Source organism: Elstera litoralis (assembly GCF_000963705.1).
GTDB classification, from domain to species: Bacteria; Pseudomonadota; Alphaproteobacteria; order Elsterales; family Elsteraceae; genus Elstera; species Elstera litoralis.
Genome location: NZ_LAJY01000258.1, coordinates 1 through 23,715 on the forward strand (window position 1 = coordinate 1; position 23,715 = coordinate 23,715).

Consider the following 23,715-nt stretch of genomic DNA (forward strand, 5'->3'; position numbering starts at 1 on the left):
CCTGGCGGGGTGCGGGGCAGCGCCCCGCGCAAACAGCGCCCTCGCCCCTACCCCGCCAAATCCGCCAATTGCTGCATCACCTGGGTCACGCCCTGGAGGCGCTCGGCGGTGGTGTCCCAGGCGCGGATGACGACGAGTTTATGGTCGGGGCGGAGTTTTACCGTTCCGGCTTGTTTTTGCAGGTAGCGGATAAGGGCGTCCGGGTTTTTGAAGCTTTTGTTGCGGAAGGAGATGACGACGCCTTTCGGCCCGGCGTCGATTTTCTCCACGCCCGCTTGGCGGCAGAGGGATTTGATGGCGATGATTTTTAGGAACCCGTCGGCATCGGGCGGCAGCGGGCCGAAGCGGTCGATCATTTCGGCAGCGAAACCATCGATTTCGCTGCGGTCGGCCAGTACGGCGGCGCGTCGGTAGAGGTCCAGGCGCACGCCGAGGTCGGCCACATAGTTTTCGGGGATGCGCACGGGGATGCCGACGGCGATTTGCGGGGACCAGGCTTCGTCTGCGCCCCCCTCGCCCGCAAACCCGCCGGCGCGGGCGGCGTCGACGGCTTCTTGCAGCATATGTTGATAGAGTTCGATGCCGACTTCGCGGATATGGCCGGATTGTTCGTCGCCGAGCAGGTTGCCCGCGCCGCGAATATCGAGATCGTGGCTGGCGAGTTGGAAGCCCGCGCCGAGTTTATCGAGGGTCTGCATCACCTCCAGGCGCTTTTGCGCGCTTTCGGTGGGCACTTTGCCGGTGGGCAGAGTGAGATAGGCGTAGGCGCGCAGTTTCGACCGACCGATACGCCCGCGTAACTGATAGAGCTGCGACAGGCCGAACAGGTCCGCCCGATGCACGATCATCGTATTGGCCGAGGGGATGTCCAGCCCGCTTTCGACGATATTGGTGGCGAGCAGCACGTCGTATTTGCCGTCGCAGAAGGCGTTCATCACGTCTTCAAGCTGGGTGGCGGCCATGCGCCCGTGGGCGGTGGTGAAGCTGACTTCCGGCACCAACACGCGCAACCTTTCGGCCAGCATATCAAGGTCTTCCAAGCGGGGGCTCACGTAGAAGCTCTGCCCGCCGCGGAAGTGTTCGCGCAGAATGGCTTCGCGCACCACCATCGGATCATAGGGCAGCACGGCGGTGCGCACGGCGAGCCGGTCCACCGGCGGGGTGGCGATGATCGAGAGGTCGCGCACGCCGGTCAGCGCCAGTTGCAGGGTGCGCGGGATCGGCGTTGCGGTGAGGGTGAGGACGTGAACGTCCGACTTCAACTCCTTCAGCCGCTCCTTCTGCGACACGCCGAAATGTTGCTCTTCGTCAACGACCAAGAGGCCGAGCCGTTTAAACTCGATGCTTTTCGCCAGCACGGCATGGGTGCCGACGATTATGTCAACCGTGCCATCCTTCAACCCGGCCTTGGTCAAGGCCGCCTGCTTCGCGGTCACGAGGCGCGAGAGCGTCTCAACGCGCACGGGGAAGCCTTTGAAGCGATTGGCAAAATTCTGGTAGTGCTGGCGGGCGAGCAGCGTCGTCGGCACCACCACGGCCACCTGCTGCCCGGAAAGGGCGGCGACAAAGGCGGCGCGCAGGGCGACTTCGGTTTTGCCGAAGCCGACATCGCCGCAAATCAGCCGGTCCATCGGCTTTCCGGCGGCGAGGTCCGAAATCGTATCATCGATGGCGCGCAACTGATCGTCGGTTTCGGGGTATGGGAAGCGCGCGCAGAATTCCTCGTACAGCCCTTCCGCCGGGGTATAGACCGCGCCTTCGCGTAAGGCCCGCTGGGCGGCAATGGCGATGAGTTTCGCCGCAATATCGCGGATGCGGGCCTTAACCTTGGCTTTGCGCGCCTGCCACGCCGCCCCGCCGAGCTTATCCAGCGTTCCGCCCGCGTCTTCCGAGCCGAAGCGCGACAGCGTGTCGATATTCTCCACCGGCACATAGAGCTTATCGCCGCCGAGGTAGGAGATGCACAGGCAATCATGGGGCGCGCCGCCCGCCTTGATCGTCTCCAGCCCCTCATAACGCCCGATGCCGTGATCGACGTGCACGACCAGATCGCCGGTGCCGAGGGTGCCCGCATCGGTAATGAAATCGGCGGCTTTTTTGCGCTTTTGCGTACGAATCAGCCGGTCGCCGAGAATATCGGCTTCGGTAATCAGCGCGAAATCGGGGGCGAGAAAACCGCGCGGCTGGGCCAGCGTCACCAGCACCACTTTATCGGCGGGCAGCGCGAAGGCGGCGGGGCCGCTTTCTGCCGTTTCCAGCGCGGGCATGCCGTGGTCGCGCATCAGGCCGAATAGCCGGTCGCGCGCGCCGGGGGATTGGGCGGCGACGATCACCCGGCGCTTTTGGGCGCGTAAGGAAACCACATGTTCGCGCACGGCATCGAACAGCGAGCCATCGGGGCGCATGCGGGCTTCGGCGAACTCATGGCCGGGGCGCGTGCCGGTATCGGCGCGGTTGGCGGCATCCTCCGGCGCGGCACCAATATGGAAGATAGCGTGGGGCCGGGCCTCCAAGCTCAGGCGCAAATCGCGGTCGGTGAGATACAGAAGATCGGCGGGCAGCGGATGATAGGGCGCGCCTTCTTTGCGTGCCGAATTGGCCAAGTCTTTGCGCGCCTGGAAGAATTCGCGGATCTGGTCGAAGCGCGAGGTGATCGATTCTTCCACCTGCGCATCGAGCGTTATCGCCGCCGTCGGCATATAATCGAATAGGGTTTCGAGCCGCTCATGGAACAAAGGCAGCCAATGTTCCATGCCGATCTGCTTGCGCCCGGCGCTGACGGCCTCATAGAGCGGGTCGCCGCCGGTTTCGGCCCCGAACAGGCTGCGGTAGCCGGAGCGGAAGCGGTGAATGGCGATTTCATCCATCGGCACTTCCGAAACCGGACGGAAGGTAACTTCCTTCCGCGTGCCGGTGGACCGTTGCGAGGCCGGATCGAAATCGCGCAAGGTTTCCAGCGTGTCGCCGAAGAAATCCAGGCGCAGCGGTTCGGCCATCCCCGTCGGGAACACGTCGATAATGCCGCCGCGCACGGCATATTCGCCCGGCTCGCGCACGGTTTCGGTGCGGTGATAGCCATTGCGCTCGAAAAAGCCGAGCAGAACCTTGCCTTCAATCCGCTGGCCTGCTTTCAGCACCAGGGCCGCTTGCGCCAAGCTTTCGCGCGTCGGCACGCGCTGGGTGATGGCGGCGACGGTGGTCAGCACCACTTTCGGCTTCTTCTGCCCGGCTTCACTCAGCAGGCGGGTGAGCGTATCGAGCCGTTTGGCCACCACGTCGCTATTGGGCGAGACGCGGTCATAGGGCAGGCAATCCCAGGCCGGAAAGCTCAGCACCGCAACATCGGGCGCGAAGAAGCTTAGGCTTTCGGTCAGTTGCGCCACGCGGGCGTCGTCGCGGGCGATATGCAGCACGGCCCGCCCCTGCTCGCCAATCGCCTCGGCGGCTCTACGCAGCACGAGGGCTTCGTATCCCTCGGGAACGCCGTGCAGATCGAGCCTGCCGGGGGCAGCGTACCAAGCGGGGGTTTTAGCGAGGCTCATCGGGCATCCAGTCGAGTTTAGGCCGTGTGGTAGGCGATAATGCGGGCGAGCATCGGCGTATTCGCGGCGGGCGGCGGGGTGACGCCGCCGATGATCCAGGCGACCAGATCAAGGTCTTGCTCCGCCATCACCGCTTCCAGCGCGTCGAGATCGGGCGTGTCGAAGTCCGCGAGATGGGCTTCGACGAAGCGGCCAATCAGCAAATCCGCCTCTTTCGTCCCCCGGTGCCGCGCTTGAAACAGAATGCGTTTGCGGCGAACGTTTAGGTCTTCGGTCATGCGGGCCTCACTGGTTCGTGCTTGTCCGAAATCGGGGATGGATATAGACCGCTCCCCACCGCCTGTCAGCGGTGAAACATAGGATTGCCGCTTTGCGCCCCGAAATTCTCTTCCCCCTCTTCGCGTCGCTGGAAGCGCTGCCCAAGGTTGGGCCGGCGCGGGCGAAGCTGTTGGCGAAGCTGGGGCTTGCTTCGGTGGTCGATCTGCTCTGGCACCGCCCGGTCGGCCTGTCGGAGCATCGCCCGCGCGAGTCCATTGCCGAGGCCGTGCCGGGCGAGAGCGCCGCCCTGCGGGTGACGGTGGAAGATCACCGCGCGCCGGACAGTCCGCGCCACCCCTGGCGGGTGCGCGTGCGCGATGCGAGCGGCTTTTTGCATTTGGTCTTTTTCCATGCCAAGGGCGACTATATCGCAAAGCTGCTGCCTTTGGGCGAAGAGCGGGTGATTGCCGGGAAAATCGAAGCCTTTGGCGTCGAAAAACAAATGGCGCACCCGGATTTTGTTGGGGGGTTGGAAAGCTTTACCCGCGCCACCGAGCCGCAGCCGATCTACCCGATGACGGCAGGGATCACGCCCAAGGTGTTGGCCGCGCTGGTGGAAGCGGCTCTATCCCGCGTGATGGACCTGCCCGAATGGGCCGATCCGCCCCTGGTGAAAGCGCGCGGCTGGCCCGTTTGGGCGGATGCCGTGCGCGCCCTGCATCATCCCCAGTCCGAAGCCGATCTTGCGCCCGATTATCCCGCCCGGCAGCGCTTGGCCTATGATGAAATCCTCGCCAATCAAATGGCCCTCCTCCTGCTGCGCGAGCACCATAAGCGCCTGACCGGGCGGGCTTTGGCAGCAGCCGCGCAGAACGGCGGTAAACTGCGCGCGGCCTTGCGGGCGGCCCTGCCCTTTTCGCTCACCAATAGCCAGGAACAGGCGTTGGCGGAAATTGATGCGGACCTAGCTTCGGACAAACGCATGCTGCGGCTGCTTCAGGGCGATGTCGGCAGCGGCAAAACCGTGGTGGCGCTGCTCACCCTCGCGGTTGCGATTGAGGAGGGCGCGCAAGGGGCGCTGATGGCCCCCACGGAAATTCTCGCCCGCCAGCACGCCGAAACCATTCAGCCACTCGCCGAGGCCGTGGGGCTGCGGGTGGCGGTCCTCACGGGCCGCGACAAGGGCAAACCGCGCGAAGCCCTGCTGGCGCGGCTGGCAGCGGGCGACATCGATCTGCTGATCGGCACTCATGCCGTCTTCCAAGAGGATGTTGTTTTCAACGATTTAGCGGTTGCAGTGATCGACGAACAGCACCGTTTCGGCGTCCACCAGCGCTTAGCGCTGGCGGGGCAAGGGGCGCGGGGTCGATGTGCTGGTAATGACGGCAACGCCGATCCCCCGCAGCCTCGCCCTCACCGCCTACGGCGATCTCGATGTGTCGCGGCTGTTGGAGAAGCCGCCGGGGCGCAAACCCATCGACACGCGCGCCCTGCCCCTGGAGCGGCTGGAGGAAGTCGTCTACGCCGTGGGCCGCGCCATCCAAAGCAAGGCGCGTGTCTACTGGGTCTGCCCGCTGGTCGAGGAATCCGAACTGGTCGATCTGGCGGCGGCCACCGACCGGGCGGCGGCGCTGGAACAGGTGTTTGGACCGGGCATCGTCGGCCTCGTGCATGGGCGCTTGAAGCCCTCGGAGAAAGACGCCGCCATCGGGGCGTTTGCGCGCGGCGAGTTGAAAATTCTGGTCGCCACCACGGTGATTGAAGTCGGCATTAATGTGCCGGAAGCGACCATCATGGTGATCGAACACGCCGAACGCTACGGCCTCGCCCAACTCCACCAGTTACGCGGGCGTGTGGGGCGCGGCGGCGACCGCTCCACCTGCCTGCTGCTCTATCAGGCCCCCTTGGGGGAAGTTGCGCGCGCGCGCCTCAAAATTCTGCGCGAGAGCGAAGACGGGTTCCGCATCGCCGAGGAAGACTTGCGCCTGCGCGGCTCCGGCGAAGTGCTGGGCACGAAACAAAGCGGCCTGCCCGGCTTTAAACTCTGCGATCCGATCCAGCAGGAAGAGCTGCTGCTGACGGCGCGGACCGATGCGCTGAACCTGCTGGGGAAAGACCCGGACCTTGTTTCAGAACGCGGCAAGGCGATGCGGATTCTGCTATATCTGTTCGAGCGCGATGCTGCGGCACGGTTTCTGCGGGCGGGGTAACTTGCTTTTTCGCGGAGAGCGCGTGTTAAAGTGCAGCCGGGGACGATTAAAAAGAGGCTTATTGGATGCGTTTTATAACCCGCTGGACACCCCGAGTCACTTTTGCCCTGACGGCCATTCTTCTCGCGGGGTGTCAGACAAGCGGATCAACAGGCTCCTCAAAGCCCGCAACCGCTGCCCCCATCGCTCAAGCAGCAGCCCCACCGCCACCTACCGCTAAGAATGCTTTGCCGTTCGGCGCGGGAACGGGCTTTGTCATCGAAACGGCTGAAAAGCGCTTGAAACCCGGTAATCTTGTGTTGCACGGTGGCGGCGGTGGCCGAAATTCAGACGGTAGCGATCCCTTTTTCAAGGTGAGCGAATTTTTAACGCTGACGGGCGCGCTCGCGGCCTCGGAAAAAACGATCTGCTTTATTGAAGCGGCTAATCCAAAAGCCGAACCTTTCCGGGAAGTCATTGCCGAAAATGGCGAAAAATATATCAAACTCGGTATTCGGGCGGATAATGCCAGCACGACCACCCGCGATCCCCAGGTCTTGAGTGCTATCGAGCGCTGCACGGGATTTTATTTTGGCGGCGGGGCACCCGAGTTGCTTTCGATCAGCCTGCTTGAGAAAAATGGGTCCGATACACCTGCCCTGGCGGCAATCCGCCGTCGTCACACACAAGGCGCAACCGTGTTCGGGGCCAGTGCCGGTGCGATGATGGCGAGTAAGACTATGCTGTGCGAATGCGGCTCGGGTAGTTCAGTGGAAGCGCTCGTAGATGGCAAACTCAGACTGGCACCAGGGTTAAATTTCGCTCCCAACGTCCTGATCGACGCGCATTTTTTGGAGCGGGGCCTGATCGGTCGTCTCGTGGAGGCAATGAAGGTGTTGAAGGAACCATTTGCCCTCGGCTTGGATGAAAATACTGCCGTATTAATCCCGAGCGATGGCAGTCCTTGGACTATTTTGGGAGAAAGCGGCGCCGCGATCGTTCGACTGACCGACGCCGACAAGCCTTACGAGGCGCTTGAGATCGATTTGCTCGCCGATGGAGACCGGTACGATCCGAAAATGCGCACTGTGATCGTTGCGCCGGAGCGCCAACCGATCGGCCCTTCTCAATCAACCGACTCCATCATCCCCGAGATTTTCGAGCCGGGTGGATTTTCAAACTTGCTTCGTTTGGCCGCGCTCAATACCTACGGACGCGCGGCGGGGCTTTCTAAGGTGGCGGCCTCGGCAAATATCCGAATCACCGCGACTCGCACCCCCGAAACACGGGTCTATTTCTCCCCCAAGCTCCCCTTGGATCGCGCTTATAGTATCACGGGATTGCGGTTGCGGATAAATGCCCCCATCACGCGGCGGGGGGCGGCTTAAGCCTCCACCGGCTTCGCCTCATGCGCCAGTGTCCAGCCTCGGTCGCTCTGCTGGTAGTATTTCAACCAATGCCCCGCTGTCTTCGCCTCTTTATAGCGCAGGCGCGCGGCAGCCACGGCGAGTTCGTCGCGGCCATTGAAGATGTCGAGGATGCGGGCGTAAGCGCTTGGATTGGAAAGGCTAACGCCTTCCGTCAGCAGCGCCACCGTCGCCCCGTTTGGGTTTTCATCGACGGCGGTCAGCCAGATCGGCTGGCGGGTGGCCAGGCCTTCTTTCACCGTGCCGTGGGGTAGGAAGCTGGCGGGATCGTAGGTCCAGAGGTGGGCGTTCAGCGCCTCCACCCGTTCTTCCGACCCGCACAGCACAACCGCCCGCAGATTGGCCGCTATCACGCGCTCCAGCAGCTTCGGCAAAGCCTCCTCTAGCGACGCGCGCGTGAGGTGGTAGAAGCTCCAGTCGGTCATAGCGGCCTGATTTCCTTAGGCTTCGTAGCGGCTTTTCACCAACTGGTCGAGCAAGCGCACGCCCCAGCCGGAAGCGCCCTTCGGCACTACGCCCTTGTCTTTATTCGCCCAGGCAACGCCCGCGATATCGAGATGCGCCCAGGGCACATCATTGACGAAGCGTTGCAGGAACACGGCGGCCACCGCGCTGCCCGCGCCGCCGTCGCCGATGTTCTTCATGTCGGCGATGGGGGATTTCAGCAGGGCATCATAGGCTTCGCCCAGCGGCATCCGCCACAGGGTTTCGCCCGTCGCCGATCCCGCCGCGAGAATGGCGTCGGCGAGCGCGTCGTTATTGGCGAACAGCCCGGCGTGCTCATGGCCGAGGGCCGTGATGATCGCGCCGGTCAAGGTGGCGAGGTTAATCATGGCGACCGGCTTGAAGCGATCCTGCGTGTACCAAAGAATATCGGCGAGCACCAAACGGCCTTCGGCGTCGGTATTCAGCACTTCGATGGTCTGGCCGCTCATGCTGGTAACCACATCGCCGGGGCGCTGGGCTTTCGACGACGGCATGTTTTCGACAAGGCCGACAACGCCGACGGCATTCACCTTCGCCTTGCGGCCCGCGAGCGCCAGCAGCGTGCCGACAACCGCCGCCGAGCCGCCCATGTCCCACTTCATATCTTCCATGCCCTTGGCGGTCTTCAGCGACAGGCCGCCGCTATCGAAGGTCACGCCCTTGCCGACGAAGGCGACCGGAGCCGCGCCGTCCTTGCCGCCGTTCCAGCGCAGCACGACGACGCGCGATTCTGACTGAGAGCCCTGGCCAACGCCAATCAGCGCGCCCATGCCAAGCTTTTTCAGGTCTTTAAGGGTGAGAACTTCAACCTCAAGCCCAGCTTTTTCCAAATCCTTCAGCCGGTCGGCATAGGTTTCCGGGTTCAGCACATTGCCGGGCTCGGTGACGAGATTGCGCGCGTAAACGACGCCATCGGCGAGCTTATCGAGATCGGCGAAGGCTTTTTTCGCGGCGCTATGGTCGGCCAGCAGCAGGGCGACCTTCTCCAAGGTCGGCTTATCGTCGGCCTTTTGCTTGGTCAGATATTTATCGAAGCGGTAGGCGCGCAACGAAAGCCCGTGGGCGAGGCGCGCGGCCAGAGTGGCGGTGCTGAGGTCGCCCGTTAGTGGATCGACGGCGATGGCAAGATGGGTTTCCGGCTGGGCCGCGACCACGGCATAGACCGATGCGCCCAGGCTTTCGGCCTTCGCTTCGGTCAAATCCGCAAGCTTGCCGAGGCCGAGCAGCAGCAGCCGACCCGCATCGAGCCCGGCGGGCGCGAGAATTTCTAACGTCTGGCCGAATTTTCCCGTAAAGCGGCTGGCCGCTGCCGCGCGCGTGACCAGCCCTTGCGTCTGCGCGTCCAGATGCGCGGCGCTGGCGAGCAGGGCGCGATCTTCGGCGACGGTAACAACCAGCGTGCCCTTTTTGGCGAGGTCCAAATCGGCAAACGAAATTTTCATGAGGGTCATCTTTCTAAAGTCTAAAGAAGCGTTTGGGCAGGCCGCAATCGGTCTCCCTGCCCTTTTCGTCACCTTATCCGCCCATTGCCTGCTTGCCAATCGGTGCCGCATGGGGAAAAGCGCGCGGCCTCTCTTGCCGCTGGGGCCAGAATGGGGCAAGGTCCGGCTGCAAATTCTGGTTAAGGAAATGGTCGGCTCATGGCCCGCTTGGTTTATTCGTCTCTTTTGGCAGCGCTGCTGTCGGTCGCCCCCGTCAGCCTTGAGCATGGTTTTACGCCGAAACCGGCTGAAGCGCAGGAAATGCTACGCATCGCCGCCGTGGTGAATGACGAAATCATTTCGGTTTACGACATTATCCAGCGCACCGATTTTCAGATGATTATCGGCCTCGGCCAGCAGGTGACGGACGAAGGCCGCAACCGACTGTTCCCGATCATGATGCGCACGATGATCGACGAAAAACTGATGATGCAGGAAGTCAAACGCCGGGGCATCAATGTTCAGGACGAGGAAGTAAAAGCCTATCTTGAGGCGCTGGAAACCTCCAACAACCGCCCGAAAGGCTCCCTGCTGAAGGATGTCGAGCGCGTCGGCCTGCGCCCTGAAACTTTGATGGATCAGATCCGCGCCCGCCTGGGTTGGGATATTCTGAACCGCCAAAAGGTGCGGGCGTTTCGTCCGATCTCCGACGATGAAATCGATCAGGTGATCGGCGAGGCTCAAAGCTCCCAAGGCCAGCCCGAATATTTGGCCGCCGATATTTTCCTGTCCTTCGATTCGGCGGGCGGTGAGGCCGCAGCCCAGCGCTTAGCCGATGAAATCGCGCGTCAGCTTGCCGGGGGCGCGCGCTTCTCGGCCGTCGCCCAGCAATATTCCAACTCGGCCTCGGCCACCACCGGCGGCGATCTCGGCTGGGTGCGGACCGGGCAAATCGATCCTGTGCTCTTGTCAGCGCTCGAAACGCTGGAACCGGGGCGCATGAGCCCGCCGGTCCGCACGGTTTCGGGGCTCCATCTGCTGTTGATGCGCGAAAAAGCGCGTCGCCGCGTCGCTGCCGACCCGCGACGAAGCCCGGATGCGCCTGTTCTCCGAGCGCATCGAAGCCGAAAGCCGCCGCGCCTTACGCGACCTGCGCCAAGCCGCCACCATCGACATTCGGATCTGAGCGTGACCGATCCGATTATCGACGCCGTCGAGCGGCTGCCCGCCCTGCGTGTCACCGTGGCGGCAGCGGGGTTGACGGCGGACAAGCGCTTTGGGCAGCATTTTCTGTTCGATCTCAACCTCACGCGCCGGATCGCGCGGGCGGGCGGGCCATTGGAGACGGGCACGGTGATCGAAGTCGGCCCCGGTCCGGGTGGGCTCACGCGCGCGCTGTTGCTCGAAGGGGCGCAGCATGTGGTCGCCATCGAAAAGGACCGGCGTATGGTGGCCGCGCTGGAGCCGCTGGTCGAGTTGACGCGCGGGCGGCTGAAGGTCATCGAGGCCGATGCGCTTGGGTTGGACCCGACGACGCTCGGCCCCGCCCCCTACCGAATTATCGCCAACCTGCCCTATAATGTCGGCACGCCGCTGGTAATCGCCTGGCTGCGCGCCATCGACCAGTATGAATCCCTGACGCTGATGTTCCAAAAGGAAGTCGCCGACCGCTTAACCGCCGTTCCGGGCGACGATGCCTATGGCCGCCTCTCGGTCATCAGCGGCTATTTCGCCCAAAGCGGCGTGCTGTTCGATGTTCCGCCAGAAGCCTTTACGCCGCCGCCGAAAGTGGTGTCCAGCGTCGTGCAGATGCTCCCCCGCAAAGATCGGCCCGACTGTGGGTCGGTACTGCGCTTGGAGCAAGTGACGGCTGCCGCTTTCGGGCAACGCCGCAAAATGCTGCGCGCGTCGCTGAAAAGCTTGGGTGTCGATACCACGGCCCTGCTGTCGGACGCCCAGATCGAGCCGACGGCGCGGGCGGAAGAACTCAGCGTCGCTGAGTTTTCCCGGCTTTCCCTCGCGCTTGTGGCGCAGATCGGCCCTGGACGGGCGGACTGAGGATTAAGAGGGGCTCTGCCCGTCGGATGCGCTTTGCGCGTCAAACGCGCTGAGCACCGCTCAAGGGGCTTCGGCCCCTTGAGAATCCGCGATTCCGGAAGAATCCTGAGGTATAAATTGGATTGCCAAGGGATAAATCCCTTGGTTGGGGGTGTCGGGGGCAAAGCCCCTGACGTTTTCTCAATCGCTGGGCGGCCGCTCGGCCTGAAGCGCCGACACGAATTCCGGCAGGCTCATTTGCCGGTCGCGTTTCAGCCGTTCGGCGATGAGAATCGCGCGAACACTGACGAGGCTGGCCTCGATATCATCATTGACCAGCACGTAATCATACTCCCGCCAGTGCGACACATCATCGTGGGCTTTCGCCATGCGACGCGCGACGACATCGGCGGAATCTTGCGCGCGCGTGCGGAGGCGGCGTTCGAGTTCGGCCATTGAGGGCGGCAGGATGAAAATTGTCACGAGATCGGGGCGGGCCTTGCGCATCATCTGCTGGGTGCCCTGCCAGTCGATGTCGAACAGCACATCCATCCCCTGCCCGAGCGCCTTCATCACCGGCGTTTTCGGTGTACCGTAGAAATTGCCGTAAACCTCGGCGTGCTCCAGCAGATCATCGCTCGTCGAGAGCCGGTCGAACTCCTCCCGGTCGATGAAATGATAGTCCCGGCCCGAAATTTCGGAGGGCCGGCGCGGGCGCGTGGTGACGGAAACCGACATTTGCAACTGGGGCATATTCTCCAGCAGCAAACGCGACAGGGTGGTCTTCCCCGCCCCTGAGGGCGAGGAGAGAATCAGCATCAAGCCCCGGCGGCGGCGCTCGATGGTTTGGGGGGCCTGCATCATCGAAAGATCATCACTCGACGTTTTGAACCTGTTCGCGGAATTGCTCGATTACGGTTTTCAAGCCAAGGCCGGTCTGCGTGACCGACAGGTCGGCGGCCTTGGACATCAGGGTATTGGCCTCGCGGTTAAACTCTTGGGCGAGGAAATCCAGCTTGCGGCCAATCGCGCCGCCTTCGGCCAGCAGCGCTAGTGCTGCGGCGCAATGGGCCTCCAGACGGTCCATCTCTTCGGAGGGATCGCATTTTTGGGCGAGCAGCGCGATTTCTTGCGCCAAACGTTCGGCAGGCACCGGCGGCGTGTCGCCCAACAGCGGGGCAAGGCGCGTGTGCAGCCGTTCGGCGACGCCGTGGGTTTGCGCTTCGGCGGCGGCGCGGGCTTTGGCGGTCATCTCGGCGATGGCGGCGACCTGACCGTGCAGAATCTCGGCAAGCTTGGCCCCCTCCGCCCGGCGGGCACTCAGAAACTGATCCACCGCTTCGGCGAAAAGCGCAACCAGGGCGGCATCTTCCGCCGGAGAGGGTTCGTTCAGCGCCGGATTTTCGGCCTGTTGGCTTTCGATGACGCCGCGCACGCCCAAGAGATCGGTGAGGCGTAGCGGCGCTTGATCGACCAGATCGCCCAAGGATTTTTGCAGGCCGATGATTTCTTCGATCAAGGGCCGATTGATCGCGAGATTGCTCTCGCGCGCCGCGCCGCGCAGATCGAGGGAGACGGTAATCGTGCCGCGCTGGCAAGCTTTCAGCCGCTCGCGCAAGGCGGGCTCCAGCCGGTCGAGCCAACTTGGCAGCCGGAAGCGCACATCGAGCCCGCGCCCATTGACCGCGCGGATTTCCCACGTCGCGGTGTGGCTGGGCGTCGGGCAGCCGACAGCGGCGAGCCGGGCATAGCCGGTCATGCTGGAAACCGGGGCGGTCGGGTCGGGCGAAGGGGCTGAAGAAGCGCGTGTCATGCCGCCCCTTATAATGGGCTCCCCCGTCTCTCTCAATCTGCAACGTGCGAACCGTGGCGGAATGAAGATCGGCACGCTATATAAGATCGATGAATATGGGTTTTGCGCCGAGGACTGCCGCAGTCGGTCCCCCGGGGCGGAGTATGCGGCCAACCGGCCCTGTGCCGTCCCAACCGCTCTACGCGGCTTTGGACCTCGGAACGAATAACTGCCGCCTGCTCATTGCGCGCCGCCGCGATGGGTATGGGGGATTTGTGCCCGGCGCGACCAGCGCCGCGATGGCCGACGACGGCGCGGCTGAACCGCCGACGTTGGAGATTGTCGACGCTTTCTCGCGCATCGTGCGCTTGGGCGAGGGCTTGGCGATGACAGGGCGGTTGTCCGAGGCGGCGATGGACCGCACGGTTTCGGCGCTGGCGGTTTGCGTGCGCAAGCTGCGCCGGTACCGCCCGCGCTTCGCCCGGATCGTGGCGACGGAAGCCTGCCGCCGCGCCGATAACGGCGGGGTGTTTTTGGAGCGGGTCAGCGCCGAGTTGGGGCTGTATCTCGAAACCATCGCCCCGCAGGAAGAAGCCTTGCTGGCGTTGGCGGGCTGCGCCGCCCTGCTCGACCCGGCGGTCCCGCGCGCGCTGATGTTCGATATTGGCGGCGGTTCGACCGAACTGACCTGGCTTGCCGTGCGCCCTGGCCAGTCGCCGCTGGTGCTGGGATGGATTTCGATTCCGCTCGGCGTCGTCAATCTCGCCGAAGCCCACGGCGACCCAAGCCGCGCCGATACGGGCTATGAGCGGATGAACGCGGTTTTCGCCGAAAAGCTGATCGAATTCGACCGGCGTTATGGGATTTCCGACGCGATTCGCGCAGGCGGCGTACAGATGCTGGGCGCGTCCGGAACCGTGACGACTCTGGCCGGGATTCACTTGGATTTACCGCGCTATGACCGTGCGCGGGTCGATGGGATTCGCCTGAGTATCGAGGATTTGGCGGCGGTTTCGGCGCGCATCCGGAAAATGGGGGAAGAGGCGCGCCTGTCGCACCCCTGCATCGGGCGGGCGCGGTCCGATCTCGTTATCGCGGGCTGCGCGATTATCGATGCGATGCGGGTCTTGTGGCCCATCCCTTCCCTACGCATCGGCGATCGCGGCGTTCGGGAAGGTATTTTATTTGGACTGATGGGCGTCCCCGCGCCGCAGTTGGCACCGGCGGCCCCCGAAGAGAAGTGAGCGTGGAAAAATGACCCAAAAAGGGAGCGGCGACGGTAACAATGGTGGCGGCGGTGGCCGTCGCCAGAAATCGGTGCGGGTCAAAACGGCCCATAAGCGCTCGTTATCGTCGACCCTCTGGCTGCAACGCCAGTTGAACGATCCTTACGTCGCCGAAGCTAAGCGCCTTGGTTATCGCTCGCGCGCGGCCTTCAAGCTCGTACAACTCGATGAGAAATATCATCTGCTCGGGCCGGGTAAGCGCGTCGTCGATCTCGGGGCCGCCCCCGGTGGCTGGACCCAGGTTGCGGTTGCGCGCGTCGGCTCGGAACAGGGGCGCGGCTGCGTCGTCGGGCTCGATATTCTGCCGATGGACCCGATCCCCGGCGCAAGCCTGATGCAGGCCGATTTCCTCGACCCGGCGGCACCCGACAAGCTGCGCGACCTGCTCGGCGGCGGGGCCGATCTGGTGATGAGCGATATGGCGGCGCCAACGACGGGCCACACGAAAACCGATCACTTGCGCGTCATCGGTCTTGCCGAAACGGCGCTACAGTTCGCGTTGGAAGTATTGGAGCCCGGCGGGGCCTTCGTTGCGAAAGTCTTCCAGGGCGGCTCGGAAAAGGAGTTGCTCGATCCGCTGAAGAAGCATTTTGCCGTGGTCCGACACGCCAAACCCGCCGCTTCCCGCGCCGACTCCAGCGAAATGTATGTCGTCGCCACGGGGTTCCGGCGCGTAACTTAATAAGGAAAGGGAGGCCGAAGCCTCCCTTTTTAGTCTGCGCCGACTGCCGCGAGCCTCTGGGTGAAGCGGTCCAGCGCCAAGCCGAGGCTTTGCGTACTGCTTTCCAAAGCCGCCGAAAGATCGAGCGTGCCGTTGGCGGCTTCCGCCGCATTGCCGGTAGCCGAGGTGACGCCGCTGATGGCGTCGGCGATGACGGCCGCCCCTTCGGCGGCCTGGGAGACATTGCGGGCAATGTCGCGGGTCGCCGCTGTTTGCTCTTCCACCGCAACCGCGACCGAGGACATGCGCATGTCGGTCTCCATCACGCGGTCGCGAACGGAAATCATCGTCCGGCTGGCGGCATGGGTGAGCGCGCGCATGGTTTCGACCGACTTCTGAATATCTTCCGTCGCGCCGGCGGTTTGGGTGGCGAGGTTCTTCACCTCGGTCGCCACGACCGCAAACCCCTTACCCGCCTCGCCCGCCCGCGCCGCTTCGATGGTGGCATTCAGGGCGAGAAGATTTGTTTGCGCCGCAATTGCCTGAATGAGCGTGACGATATCGCCAATCTGCGCGGTCGCATTTTCGAGATCGTGCAGGGTTTTATCCGCCGATTGCACTTCCTCGGCGGCGAGGCGCGAAATGCCGGTGCTGCTTTCGACTTGTCGGCCGATTTCGCTAATCGAACTCGACAGCTCGTCGGTCGCCGCTGCCATCATCTGCACCGTTTGCAGCGTTTGATCGGAGGAGGTCGCCATTGCGACACAGCTTTGATTGGTGGCCGCAACCACGCCGGTGAGTTCTGCCGAACTTTGGCGCATGCGCTCCACGGCCTGAGTAACGGCCCAAATAACGCTTTCCAGATCCTGCCGGAACTCGGTCACGGCGTCGACCCGGCGTTCGGCGAGCGCGAGATCGGCGGCCATTCTTGCCCGCTGCTCGCCTTCCAACCGCCCGCGTTCGACGAGTGCCTGCCGGAAGAATTCCACGGCTTTGGCGATTTTGCCGACTTCGTCGCCGCGCTTCTGGTAGCTGATTTTCACATCGGTGCTGCCAGTGACGAGGCTTTCCATCTGTCCGGTCAAGTTCAGCATCGGGCGGCTCACCGAGCGGCCAATAATCAGGGCCAACGTTACCGCCAGCAGCACGACGATAGCCACCAACACGAGGCTCCAGGTCATCGCCTGGAAGAAGCCATTGATGCGGATGGTCAGCAGATTCTCAAGGGCTTTCGAGGCGGCGCCATAGCCTTTGCCGAGGGCGGTTTCCAGGTCGGCGGTCAGTTTTGCCGCCGAAGCGGGGCCTTTTCCGGCAACTTGCGCATCCGCCGCCTGGATCATCGCCGCGCCCGCCGCAATCAAGCCCTGCATGTCGGTGTCGATCCAGCGCTTCAGGTCGCCGCTGGCATTGCTGCGATACCCGAGCGATACCGAAGCGGTAACGCCGTCGAGCGTCGCTTGCATCGCGCCTTTCGCCACTAGAATATCGGCTTGTTCGGCAACGCTCGGCGCGCCCTTGGCCCCGGTACGCAAGGCGGCATCCAGATCGGCTGTGCGCGACACAAGGTCGGGCAAGCGCAGCAGCACCAGATCCATCGTATAATAGCTGTCGAGATCGGGATCGAGAATGAGGTTGGAATGATCGCCAACCCGAACGATCAAATCGCGCAAGGCGGTCATCGCCAATAGGGCCGAGGCGCGGTCGCGCTTGGCGGCAGCGTCGCGCAGCGCGGCACTCGCCGCTTTCGCCAGATCGGCGCTGTGTAGATCCACTCCAGCGCTGGTGCCGAGCTTAGCTTCAGTCTTGGTGAGAATTTCGGCAATATCCGCCGGTACAGCAGGCCCGCCCCGGCTCTGCGCCAAAGAGGCCACTAAGGCTTGCTGGACTGGGCGTAAATATTCCGTTCCGACTAATTCAGTTTGGCCAAAGCGAATTTGAATCATATTTGCGGCAATGAGCAAATAAGCCAAATAAGCAATTGGTATTAACAGAACAGCAACAATGAGCCCGATCTTCCGGCCTAGCGAGATCTTATCGAATAGTTTCACAGTGAGTCGTCCCCAATACGCAAATTGGGTCGCGATGACCTTTCGGTCGGCGACAGTAGCCCCCCACTTATCGTGGCCGCATCTTATGGGGGCGACTTATGCTTGTCTATATAACAATTAATATTTCATCATCGTGACCAAAAGTCGCGCAACAAGTTCCCCCCAATGAGTCCTGATGAATTGGCCTTCCACCGCGCTGTGTCGGGGCTGCATGGGACTGCCTCCGTTGCTGCATAACACGGGGGCTTGGCAGCGGAACCGCAATATGTATTATGCAGCACCGGCGCACCCCCCTATTGCTTGGGGTTAGTTTCAGCGCAACGAGGGGCGGATTTGGCCGGGCCGTATTAGGTAGATGGAGCCGCCCCGCCATGATCTTGCGCGAAGCCTTTACATTCGATGATGTTTTGTTGGAACCGGCCGCCTCGGCGATTATGCCAGCCAATGCCGATACCTCAACGCGCGTGACCAAAGAAATCCGCCTGGGAATTCCCCTGCTCTCTGCGGCAATGGATACCGTAACGGAAAGCGGCGTTGCGATTGCGATGGCCCAGATGGGCGGCATGGGGATTATTCACCGCAATATGGACCTCACCCGTCAGGCCGCCGAAGTGCGCCGGGTGAAAAAGTTCGAAAGCGGTATGGTCGTCGATCCCGTTACCATCACGCCGGAAAGCACCCTGGCCGACGCGCTGGCGCTGATGGCTGAATTCAGAATCAGCGGTATTCCCGTCGTCGAGCAGCCCAAGGGTAAGCTCGTCGGGATTCTCACCAATCGCGATGTGCGCTTCGCAACCAACCCTGGCCAGCCGGTTTCCGAACTGATGACCAAGGATAAGCTGATTACGGTGCCCGAAGGCGTCACCAAGGACGAAGCCAAGCGCCTGCTGCACCATCATCGCATCGAAAAGCTGCTGGTGGTGGACGCGGATTATTGCTGCATCGGCCTGATTACGGTGAAGGACATCGAAAAGGCGCAGAAGTTCCCGAATGCCGTAAAAGACGCGAAGGGCCGCCTGCGCGCGGGTGCCGCGACCGGCACCGGCGACGAGGGCGTTGCGCGGGCGGAAGCCTTGTTCGACGCCGAGGTCGATCTTTTGGTCGTCGATACGGCCCACGGCCATTCCGAGCGGGTTCTGGATACGGTGCGCCGGGTTCGGCGCCTCTCCAATTCCACGCAGATCATGGCCGGGAATGTGGCGACGGCCGATGCCGCCCGCGCGCTGATGGATGCGGGCGCGGACGCGATTAAGGTCGGCATCGGGCCGGGCTCAATCTGCACCACGCGCATTGTCGCGGGGGTGGGGGTTCCGCAGCTCACGGCGGTATTGGATTGCGTCGAGGCCTGCCGCAAGCACGGGATTCCGGTAATCGCCGATGGCGGCATCAAATTTTCCGGAGATTTGGCCAAGGCGATTGCCGCCGGGGCCGATTGCGCGATGATCGGCTCGCTGTTCGCGGGCACCGATGAAAGCCCCGGCGAGGTTTTCCTCTTCGAAGGCCGCTCGTATAAATCCTATCGCGGCATGGGCTCGGTCGGCGCAATGGCGCGCGGCTCGGCGGATCGTTACTTCCAGGCGGAAGTGAATGATACGCTCAAGCTGGTGCCGGAAGGCGTCGAAGGCCGCGTGCCCTATAAAGGCCCGCTCAATGCCGTGGTCCATCAGCTCGTCGGCGGCTTACGCGCCGCAATGGGCTATACCGGCAATGCCACCATCGCCGATATGCAACGCAACTGTCGCTTCGTTCGCATTACCAACGCCGGCCTGCGCGAGTCGCACGTGCATGACGTTGGGATTATGCGCGAAGCCCCCAACTATCGTCAGGGTGGCTAAGCCGAATGACTCCCGTCGCCCGGCTGCAAGCCGCCTACGAACTGCTCGACAATATCAGCCAAGGGGGCGTGGCCGATGCCGCCGCCTCCCGCTATTTCCGCGACCGCCGCTACATCGGCTCGAAAGACCGGACGGCGATTTCCGAGCGGTTTTACGCCATGCTGCGCCGCCTGGCGCGGCTGGAATGGTGGGTGAATGTTCTGCTGGAGCGCCCGCCCGAAGCCGGGGGGGCCTCCGTCCGGCATCTCTTCGTCGTCGATCTGCTGCTGTCGGATAATTGGATTCCCGAACAGTTCCAGAAGAATTTCGACGGCGAGGAGCATCGCCCACACGCGCTATCGCGGGCCGAACGCACCTTGGTCGATAAAATCGTCGAGCTGCGCGGCGACTCGAAAGAGCCGCTGCCGCTCGATCATCCCGAGATGCCGCTGTGGGTACGGATGGAAATTCCGCCGTGGTCGGAAGCGCCGCTGCTGGAGTTGTTCGAGGGCGACGAAGCCGAATTGGCGGCGTTGAACAGTCCGGCTTTGCTCGATCTGCGCATCAATCAGCTTCACGGCACGCGCGAATCGATTCTGGCGCGGCTTCAGTTCGAAGGCTTGAAGGTTGAGGCCGGGCAATGGTCGCCGCTCGCCATCCGCGTTTTTGGACGGCCCGCGCTCGGCACCCTGCCCGCTTTTAAAGACGGTTTGGTCGAAATCCAGGACGAGGGCTCGCAACTGGTGGCGCTGCTGGCCGACGCGAAGCCGGGTCAATGGGTGATCGATTATTGCGCGGGCGCGGGCGGTAAAACCTTGGCGCTGGCCGCCGATATGAATAATAAGGGCCGCTTGATCGCCTCCGATATTTCGGAAAAGCGGTTGGAGCGCGCCGTAACGCGCCTGCGCCGGGCGGGGGTTCACAATGTCGAACGCCGCGCACTCGGAACCGAGAATGCGGGCTGGTTCAAGCGCCAAGTCGGGAAATTCGATCGCGTGTTGGTCGATGCCCCTTGCTCCGGCACCGGCACCTGGCGGCGCAACCCGGATATGAAATGGCGCATCGGCCCCGCCGATGTGGCCGAACTGACCGTAAAGCAGCGCGAGATTCTCGATGCCGCCGCCAAGCTGGTTAAACCGGGCGGGCGCTTGATCTATGCGACCTGCTCGCTGCTGCCGGAAGAAAACGAAGGCTCGGTTGCGGCGTTCTTGGAAACGCATCCGGAGTTTACCGTTAAGCCGGTCACGGAAATTTGGGCCGAACGGGTGACGACACCCTGCCCGGCCCCCGGCCCTTATTTGCGCTTGACGCCCCATCGTCACGGCACCGATGGTTTCTTCACCGCCGTTCTGGAGCGTAGCGCCAGCGCCGCCGCTCAAATCCCCGAGTCCCCCGAACTGGCGTCTGAGGAGAGCTAAACTGTTCAGCCGCGCCAATCAGCCGACCCCAACCGCCGCCGCGCAGGCCTGGAGTCTGCGCCGTGCCCAGCGGGATGATTTCGGCGCGATTGCACGGGTGCAGACCGATGGGTGGCGCGATTCCTTTCGCGGCGTTATGCCGGATAGCGTTTTGGACGGCCCCTTGCTGGAAGAGCATCGCACCCTGTGGCGGCGGATGCTCGCCAGTCGCGGCGGCTTCGGCGACGATGGGCACCCCTGGCTTGCTGTCGATAGCGCCGGGCGGGTCATCGGCTTTAGCGCCTACGGGCCGGTGCGCGGCTCCAGTTGGGGCCATGACGCCGAAATCTACGCGCTCTATGTGGAAACCGACTGGCACGGCCACGGTCTCGGGCGGGCTTTGGTCCAGCAGACGGCAAAATCGCTGCTCGATCAGCATCGGCGCTCGCTGCTGCTTTGGGCGCTTGAGGATAATCACAAAGCGCGCGCTTTCTACGAGCGTATCGGCGGGCGGGTGATCGACCGTGAAGCCCATAATTTCGGCGGCGTTTGGCTGCCGGAAGTTGCTTACGAATGGCCGAATATGGCGAGCTTATTGGAGTAGGATTTGACCGCTGTGCATTTTCGCCGCGCCAGGGCGGACGACGCCCCCCGGATTGCCGATCTTCACACGCGCTCGTGGCGCGCCGCCTATCGCGGCATCCTCCCCGATGCTTTTCTCGACGGCCCGCTCCTCCAAGAAAAGCAAATCCATTGGGCGGCAAAGCTGCCGCAAGCCCAGGCCGATGATTTCATTCTTCTGGCGGAGGACGGCGACCGGCTCGCGGGCTTCATCGCCGTCTGGTGCAACCCGGAGAGTAAGGCCGCCGATCCTTACGGAAACTATCCGGGTGCCTATGTCGACAATATCCACGTCGCCCCCGATGGGCGCGGCCGGGGCCTTGGGCGGCAGTTGCTGCTGAAGACCGCCGAGCACGCGCAAAGCCTGCCTGATCTCGACCCATCCCTCTGGCTGTGGGTGCTGACCAAAAACGCCCGCGCGCTGGGGTTCTACCGGGCGCTCGGCGGCGAGATCGCGGAGACCATTACCGAACCTCTGGGCGGTGCGACGGTGGAAACCCACCGCCTCGTCTGGACCGATTTGGCGGCGCTCAGCGCGGCCTGTCGGACATAACCGAATTGATGACCGAAGAGAGTGAGTTCCCCATGACCGATCCCAGCTTGCAGGCCGAAAATATCCTGATTCTCGATTTCGGCAGTCAGGTAACGCAGTTGATCGCCCGCCGCATCCGCGAAGCCGGGGTCTATTGCGAGGTCATGCCGTTCAATACCGATCCGGCGCGGCTCACGGCCTTTGCGCCGAAGGGCATCATTCTGTCGGGCGGCCCCGCCTCCGTGACCCTAGAGCATACGCCGCGCGCCCCGGAATGGGTGTATCAGCAGAATGTGCCGATCCTCGGTATTTGTTACGGTGAGCAAACGATCTGCGCCCAGCTTGGCGGTAAGGTCGAAGGCGGGCTGCACCGGGAGTTCGGGCGCGCCGAAATCACCGTGACCGGGGCCTGCTCCTTGTTCGATGGCGTCTGGCAGATCGGCCAAAGCTACCCCGTGTGGATGAGCCACGGCGACCGCGTTACGGCGCTGCCGCCCGGCTTCCAGGTGGTCGCCACTTCGGAAAACGCCCCCTTCGCCGCGATTGCCAATGAGGAACGCCGCATTTACGCGGTGCAGTTCCACCCGGAAGTGATGCATACGCCGGACGGCGCGCACCTGCTGCGCCGCTTCGTCCGCGATATTGCCGGGTGCCACGGCGCGTGGACGATGGCGGGTTTCCGCGAAATGATGATCGAGCGCATCCGCGCCCAGGTCGGCACCGAGAAGGTGATTTGCGGTCTTTCGGGCGGGGTGGATAGTTCGGTCGCCGCCGTGCTGATCCACGCCGCCATCGGCGACCAGCTTACCTGCGTTTTCGTCGATCATGGGTTGCTGCGCACGGGCGAGGCCGAGCAGGTCGTGACCCTCTTCCGCGACCATTACAATATCCCGCTGGTGCATCGCGACGCGAGCGCGCTGTTCTTGGGCGAGTTAGCTGGGAAGACCGACCCGGAGGTAAAGCGCAAGACGATTGGAAAACTCTTCATCGATGTGTTCGAGGAAGAGGCCCGCAAGGTCGGCGGCGCGGCCTTCCTGGCGCAAGGTACGCTCTACCCGGACGTGATCGAGAGCGTCAGCTTCACCGGCGGCCCTTCGGTGACGATCAAGTCGCACCATAATGTCGGCGGGTTGCCCGAGCGGATGAACCTGAAGCTGGTCGAGCCGCTGCGCGATTTGTTTAAGGATGAAGTGCGCGTGCTGGGCCGCGAACTCGGCTTGCCCGACAGTCTCGTCGGCCGTCACCCCTTCCCAGGGCCGGGGCTCGCCATCCGCTTGCCGGGGTCCGAAATCACCCGCGACAAGCTCGATATCCTACGCGCCGCCGACGCGGTCTACCTCGACGAAATCCGCAAAGCCGGGTTCTACGATCAAATCTGGCAGGCGTTTGCCGTGCTGCTGCCCGTGCGCACCGTCGGCGTAATGGGCGACGCCCGCACTTACGATTACGCCTGCGCCCTCCGTGCCGTCACCTCCACGGACGGGATGACGGCGGATTACTTCCCCTTCCCCCATGATTTCCTTGGGCGGGTCGCCACGCGAATTATCAATGAAGTTCCGGGGATTAACCGGGTGAGTTACGATATTACCTCAAAGCCGCCCGGCACGATTGAGTGGGAGTGAGGCCGATGAGTTTGCCCCAAGCACCCTCCCCCCTCCTAAAGCTCCTCCTGGATTTCGGCCCGCTGCTGCTGTTCTTCCTTGTCTATGGCCGCAGCGATCTCTACACGGCGACGGCGGTGCTCATGGTGGCCTCGACGGTGAGTTTTATCGTGCTGTGGCGGCTTGAGCGGCGCATTCCGGTGATGCCGCTGCTCAATGTGGTGCTGGTCAGCGTTTTTGGCGGGCTAACGCTGTGGTTGGCCGATGAAACCTTCATCAAGATGAAGCCGACGCTGATTTACGGTTTATTTGCGCTGCTGTTGGTGGGCGGGCGGCTGCTGGGCCGCCAACCCTTGCGCGTCGTCTTCGGGCCGATGATGTCCCTTCAGGAACAGGGCTGGACATTGTTAACCTGGCGCTGGGCCATCTTCTTTGTCTTCCTCGCAGGCCTCAATGAAATTGCTTGGCGGGTTTTGACGACCGATCAATGGGTTACACTGAAGACTTTCGGTTTCATTCCAATTGTTATGCTGTTCGCGTTAACGCAGGCCCCTCTCATGACTCGCTATAAACTCGCGGAAGAGGCTGAATCTCCTAGAAGTT

17 protein-coding genes and 2 pseudogenes are annotated in these 23,715 nt (G+C 62.9%); 12 read left to right on the forward strand and 7 right to left on the reverse strand.

The features are described from left to right. Positions 1-47: 47 nt before the first annotated feature. Positions 48-3,542: a transcription-repair coupling factor gene (gene mfd, locus VZ95_RS10700; protein WP_045775829.1), complete on the reverse strand. Its 3,495-nt coding sequence runs from the start codon at positions 3,540-3,542 to the stop codon at positions 48-50. Positions 3,543-3,559: 17 nt separating this feature from the next. Then, positions 3,560-3,820, reverse strand: coding sequence for an FAD assembly factor SdhE (locus VZ95_RS10705; protein WP_045775830.1), 261 nt, complete (start codon positions 3,818-3,820; stop codon positions 3,560-3,562). Positions 3,821-3,912: 92 nt separating this feature from the next. Here VZ95_RS10705 and recG point away from each other — a divergent pair. Beyond that, positions 3,913-6,010 (forward strand): annotated as a pseudogene (gene recG, locus VZ95_RS10710) (ATP-dependent DNA helicase RecG). A 227-nt stretch (positions 6,011-6,237) separates the two neighbouring features. After that, positions 6,238-7,377 carry a cyanophycinase gene (locus tag VZ95_RS21895; protein WP_052711673.1) on the forward strand — a complete coding sequence of 380 codons (1,140 nt, stop codon included), beginning with the start codon at positions 6,238-6,240 and terminating at the stop codon, positions 7,375-7,377. On the opposite strand, the gene VZ95_RS10720 is transcribed toward VZ95_RS21895, so the two are convergent. Both VZ95_RS10720 and VZ95_RS10725 read right to left on the reverse strand, forming a co-directional pair. Beyond that, positions 7,374-7,841, reverse strand: coding sequence for a DNA polymerase III subunit chi (locus VZ95_RS10720; protein WP_045775831.1), 468 nt, complete (start codon positions 7,839-7,841; stop codon positions 7,374-7,376). The genes VZ95_RS21895 and VZ95_RS10720 overlap by 4 nt on opposite strands. A 15-nt stretch (positions 7,842-7,856) precedes the next feature. Further along, a complete protein-coding gene (locus tag VZ95_RS10725; protein WP_045775841.1) occupies positions 7,857-9,344 on the reverse strand; it encodes a leucyl aminopeptidase in 1,488 nt (495 codons plus the stop codon). Positions 9,345-9,644: 300 nt separating this feature from the next. Here VZ95_RS10725 and VZ95_RS29290 point away from each other — a divergent pair. Then, positions 9,645-10,364 (forward strand): annotated as a pseudogene (locus VZ95_RS29290) (peptidylprolyl isomerase); the annotation flags it as partial. A gap of 147 nt (positions 10,365-10,511) precedes the next feature. Then, positions 10,512-11,381 carry a 16S rRNA (adenine(1518)-N(6)/adenine(1519)-N(6))-dimethyltransferase RsmA gene (gene rsmA / locus VZ95_RS27060; protein WP_045775842.1) on the forward strand — a complete coding sequence of 290 codons (870 nt, stop codon included), beginning with the start codon at positions 10,512-10,514 and terminating at the stop codon, positions 11,379-11,381. Between the two features lie 180 nt (positions 11,382-11,561). Here the strand turns inward: rsmA and gmk are convergent, their stop codons facing one another. Together gmk and VZ95_RS10740 are read right to left on the reverse strand one after the other, a co-directional pair. Beyond that, complete coding sequence (gmk, locus tag VZ95_RS10735) at positions 11,562-12,221, reverse strand: guanylate kinase (RefSeq protein WP_156995236.1); 660 nt, start codon at positions 12,219-12,221, stop codon at positions 11,562-11,564. A 13-nt stretch (positions 12,222-12,234) separates the two neighbouring features. Then, positions 12,235-13,173: a YicC/YloC family endoribonuclease gene (locus VZ95_RS10740; protein ID WP_045775833.1), complete on the reverse strand. Its 939-nt coding sequence runs from the start codon at positions 13,171-13,173 to the stop codon at positions 12,235-12,237. Between the two features lie 143 nt (positions 13,174-13,316). On the opposite strand from VZ95_RS10740, the gene VZ95_RS10745 reads away from it, so the two are divergent. Beyond that, positions 13,317-14,396 (forward strand): Ppx/GppA phosphatase family protein, encoded by a 1,080-nt coding sequence (locus tag VZ95_RS10745; protein ID WP_045775834.1) that lies wholly within the window; start codon positions 13,317-13,319, stop codon positions 14,394-14,396. A 10-nt stretch (positions 14,397-14,406) separates the two neighbouring features. Next, complete coding sequence (locus VZ95_RS10750; protein ID WP_045775835.1) at positions 14,407-15,120, forward strand: RlmE family RNA methyltransferase; 714 nt, start codon at positions 14,407-14,409, stop codon at positions 15,118-15,120. Between the two features lie 29 nt (positions 15,121-15,149). Here VZ95_RS10750 and VZ95_RS21900 read toward each other — a convergent pair whose 3' ends face one another. Then, positions 15,150-16,970, reverse strand: a complete 1,821-nt coding sequence (locus VZ95_RS21900) for a methyl-accepting chemotaxis protein (RefSeq protein WP_198148225.1) — start codon at positions 16,968-16,970, stop codon at positions 15,150-15,152. 548 nt (positions 16,971-17,518) lie between these two features. On the opposite strand from VZ95_RS21900, the gene guaB reads away from it, so the two are divergent. From guaB to VZ95_RS10785, 6 genes are all read left to right on the forward strand, one after another. Continuing rightward, complete coding sequence (gene guaB / locus VZ95_RS10760) at positions 17,519-18,982, forward strand: IMP dehydrogenase (protein ID WP_045775836.1); 1,464 nt, start codon at positions 17,519-17,521, stop codon at positions 18,980-18,982. Between the two features lie 5 nt (positions 18,983-18,987). Next, positions 18,988-20,379, forward strand: a complete 1,392-nt coding sequence (locus VZ95_RS10765) for an RsmB/NOP family class I SAM-dependent RNA methyltransferase (protein WP_045775837.1) — start codon at positions 18,988-18,990, stop codon at positions 20,377-20,379. Positions 20,380-20,476: 97 nt separating this feature from the next. Further along, positions 20,477-20,962 (forward strand): GNAT family N-acetyltransferase, encoded by a 486-nt coding sequence (locus tag VZ95_RS10770; RefSeq protein WP_052711675.1) that lies wholly within the window; start codon positions 20,477-20,479, stop codon positions 20,960-20,962. A 12-nt stretch (positions 20,963-20,974) separates the two neighbouring features. Beyond that, positions 20,975-21,532, forward strand: a complete 558-nt coding sequence (locus VZ95_RS10775; RefSeq protein ID WP_232302608.1) for a GNAT family N-acetyltransferase — start codon at positions 20,975-20,977, stop codon at positions 21,530-21,532. 32 nt (positions 21,533-21,564) lie between these two features. Then, the gene (gene guaA / locus VZ95_RS10780) at positions 21,565-23,133 is read left to right on the forward strand and encodes a glutamine-hydrolyzing GMP synthase (protein ID WP_045775838.1); all 1,569 of its coding nucleotides are present in this window, start codon (positions 21,565-21,567) and stop codon (positions 23,131-23,133) included. 5 nt (positions 23,134-23,138) lie between these two features. Further along, the coding region (locus tag VZ95_RS10785; protein ID WP_045775839.1) for a septation protein A at positions 23,139-23,715 on the forward strand (577 nt) is incomplete at its 3' end.

Coding starts and splice junctions, on each gene's coding strand:
- VZ95_RS10720 (WP_045775831.1), bottom strand. CDS start 7,841: ATGACCGACTGGAGCTTCTACCACCTCACGCGCGCGTCGCTAGAGGAG.
- VZ95_RS10750 (WP_045775835.1), top strand. CDS start 14,407: ATGACCCAAAAAGGGAGCGGCGACGGTAACAATGGTGGCGGCGGTGGC.
- VZ95_RS10740 (WP_045775833.1), bottom strand. CDS start 13,173: ATGACACGCGCTTCTTCAGCCCCTTCGCCCGACCCGACCGCCCCGGTT.
- VZ95_RS10705 (WP_045775830.1), bottom strand. CDS start 3,820: ATGACCGAAGACCTAAACGTTCGCCGCAAACGCATTCTGTTTCAAGCG.
- gmk (WP_156995236.1), bottom strand. CDS start 12,221: ATGCAGGCCCCCCAAACCATCGAGCGCCGCCGCCGGGGCTTGATGCTG.
- guaA (WP_045775838.1), top strand. CDS start 21,565: ATGACCGATCCCAGCTTGCAGGCCGAAAATATCCTGATTCTCGATTTC.
- VZ95_RS10745 (WP_045775834.1), top strand. CDS start 13,317: ATGCGGCCAACCGGCCCTGTGCCGTCCCAACCGCTCTACGCGGCTTTG.
- VZ95_RS10725 (WP_045775841.1), bottom strand. CDS start 9,344: ATGAAAATTTCGTTTGCCGATTTGGACCTCGCCAAAAAGGGCACGCTG.
- guaB (WP_045775836.1), top strand. CDS start 17,519: ATGATCTTGCGCGAAGCCTTTACATTCGATGATGTTTTGTTGGAACCG.
- mfd (WP_045775829.1), bottom strand. CDS start 3,542: ATGAGCCTCGCTAAAACCCCCGCTTGGTACGCTGCCCCCGGCAGGCTC.
- VZ95_RS10765 (WP_045775837.1), top strand. CDS start 18,988: ATGACTCCCGTCGCCCGGCTGCAAGCCGCCTACGAACTGCTCGACAAT.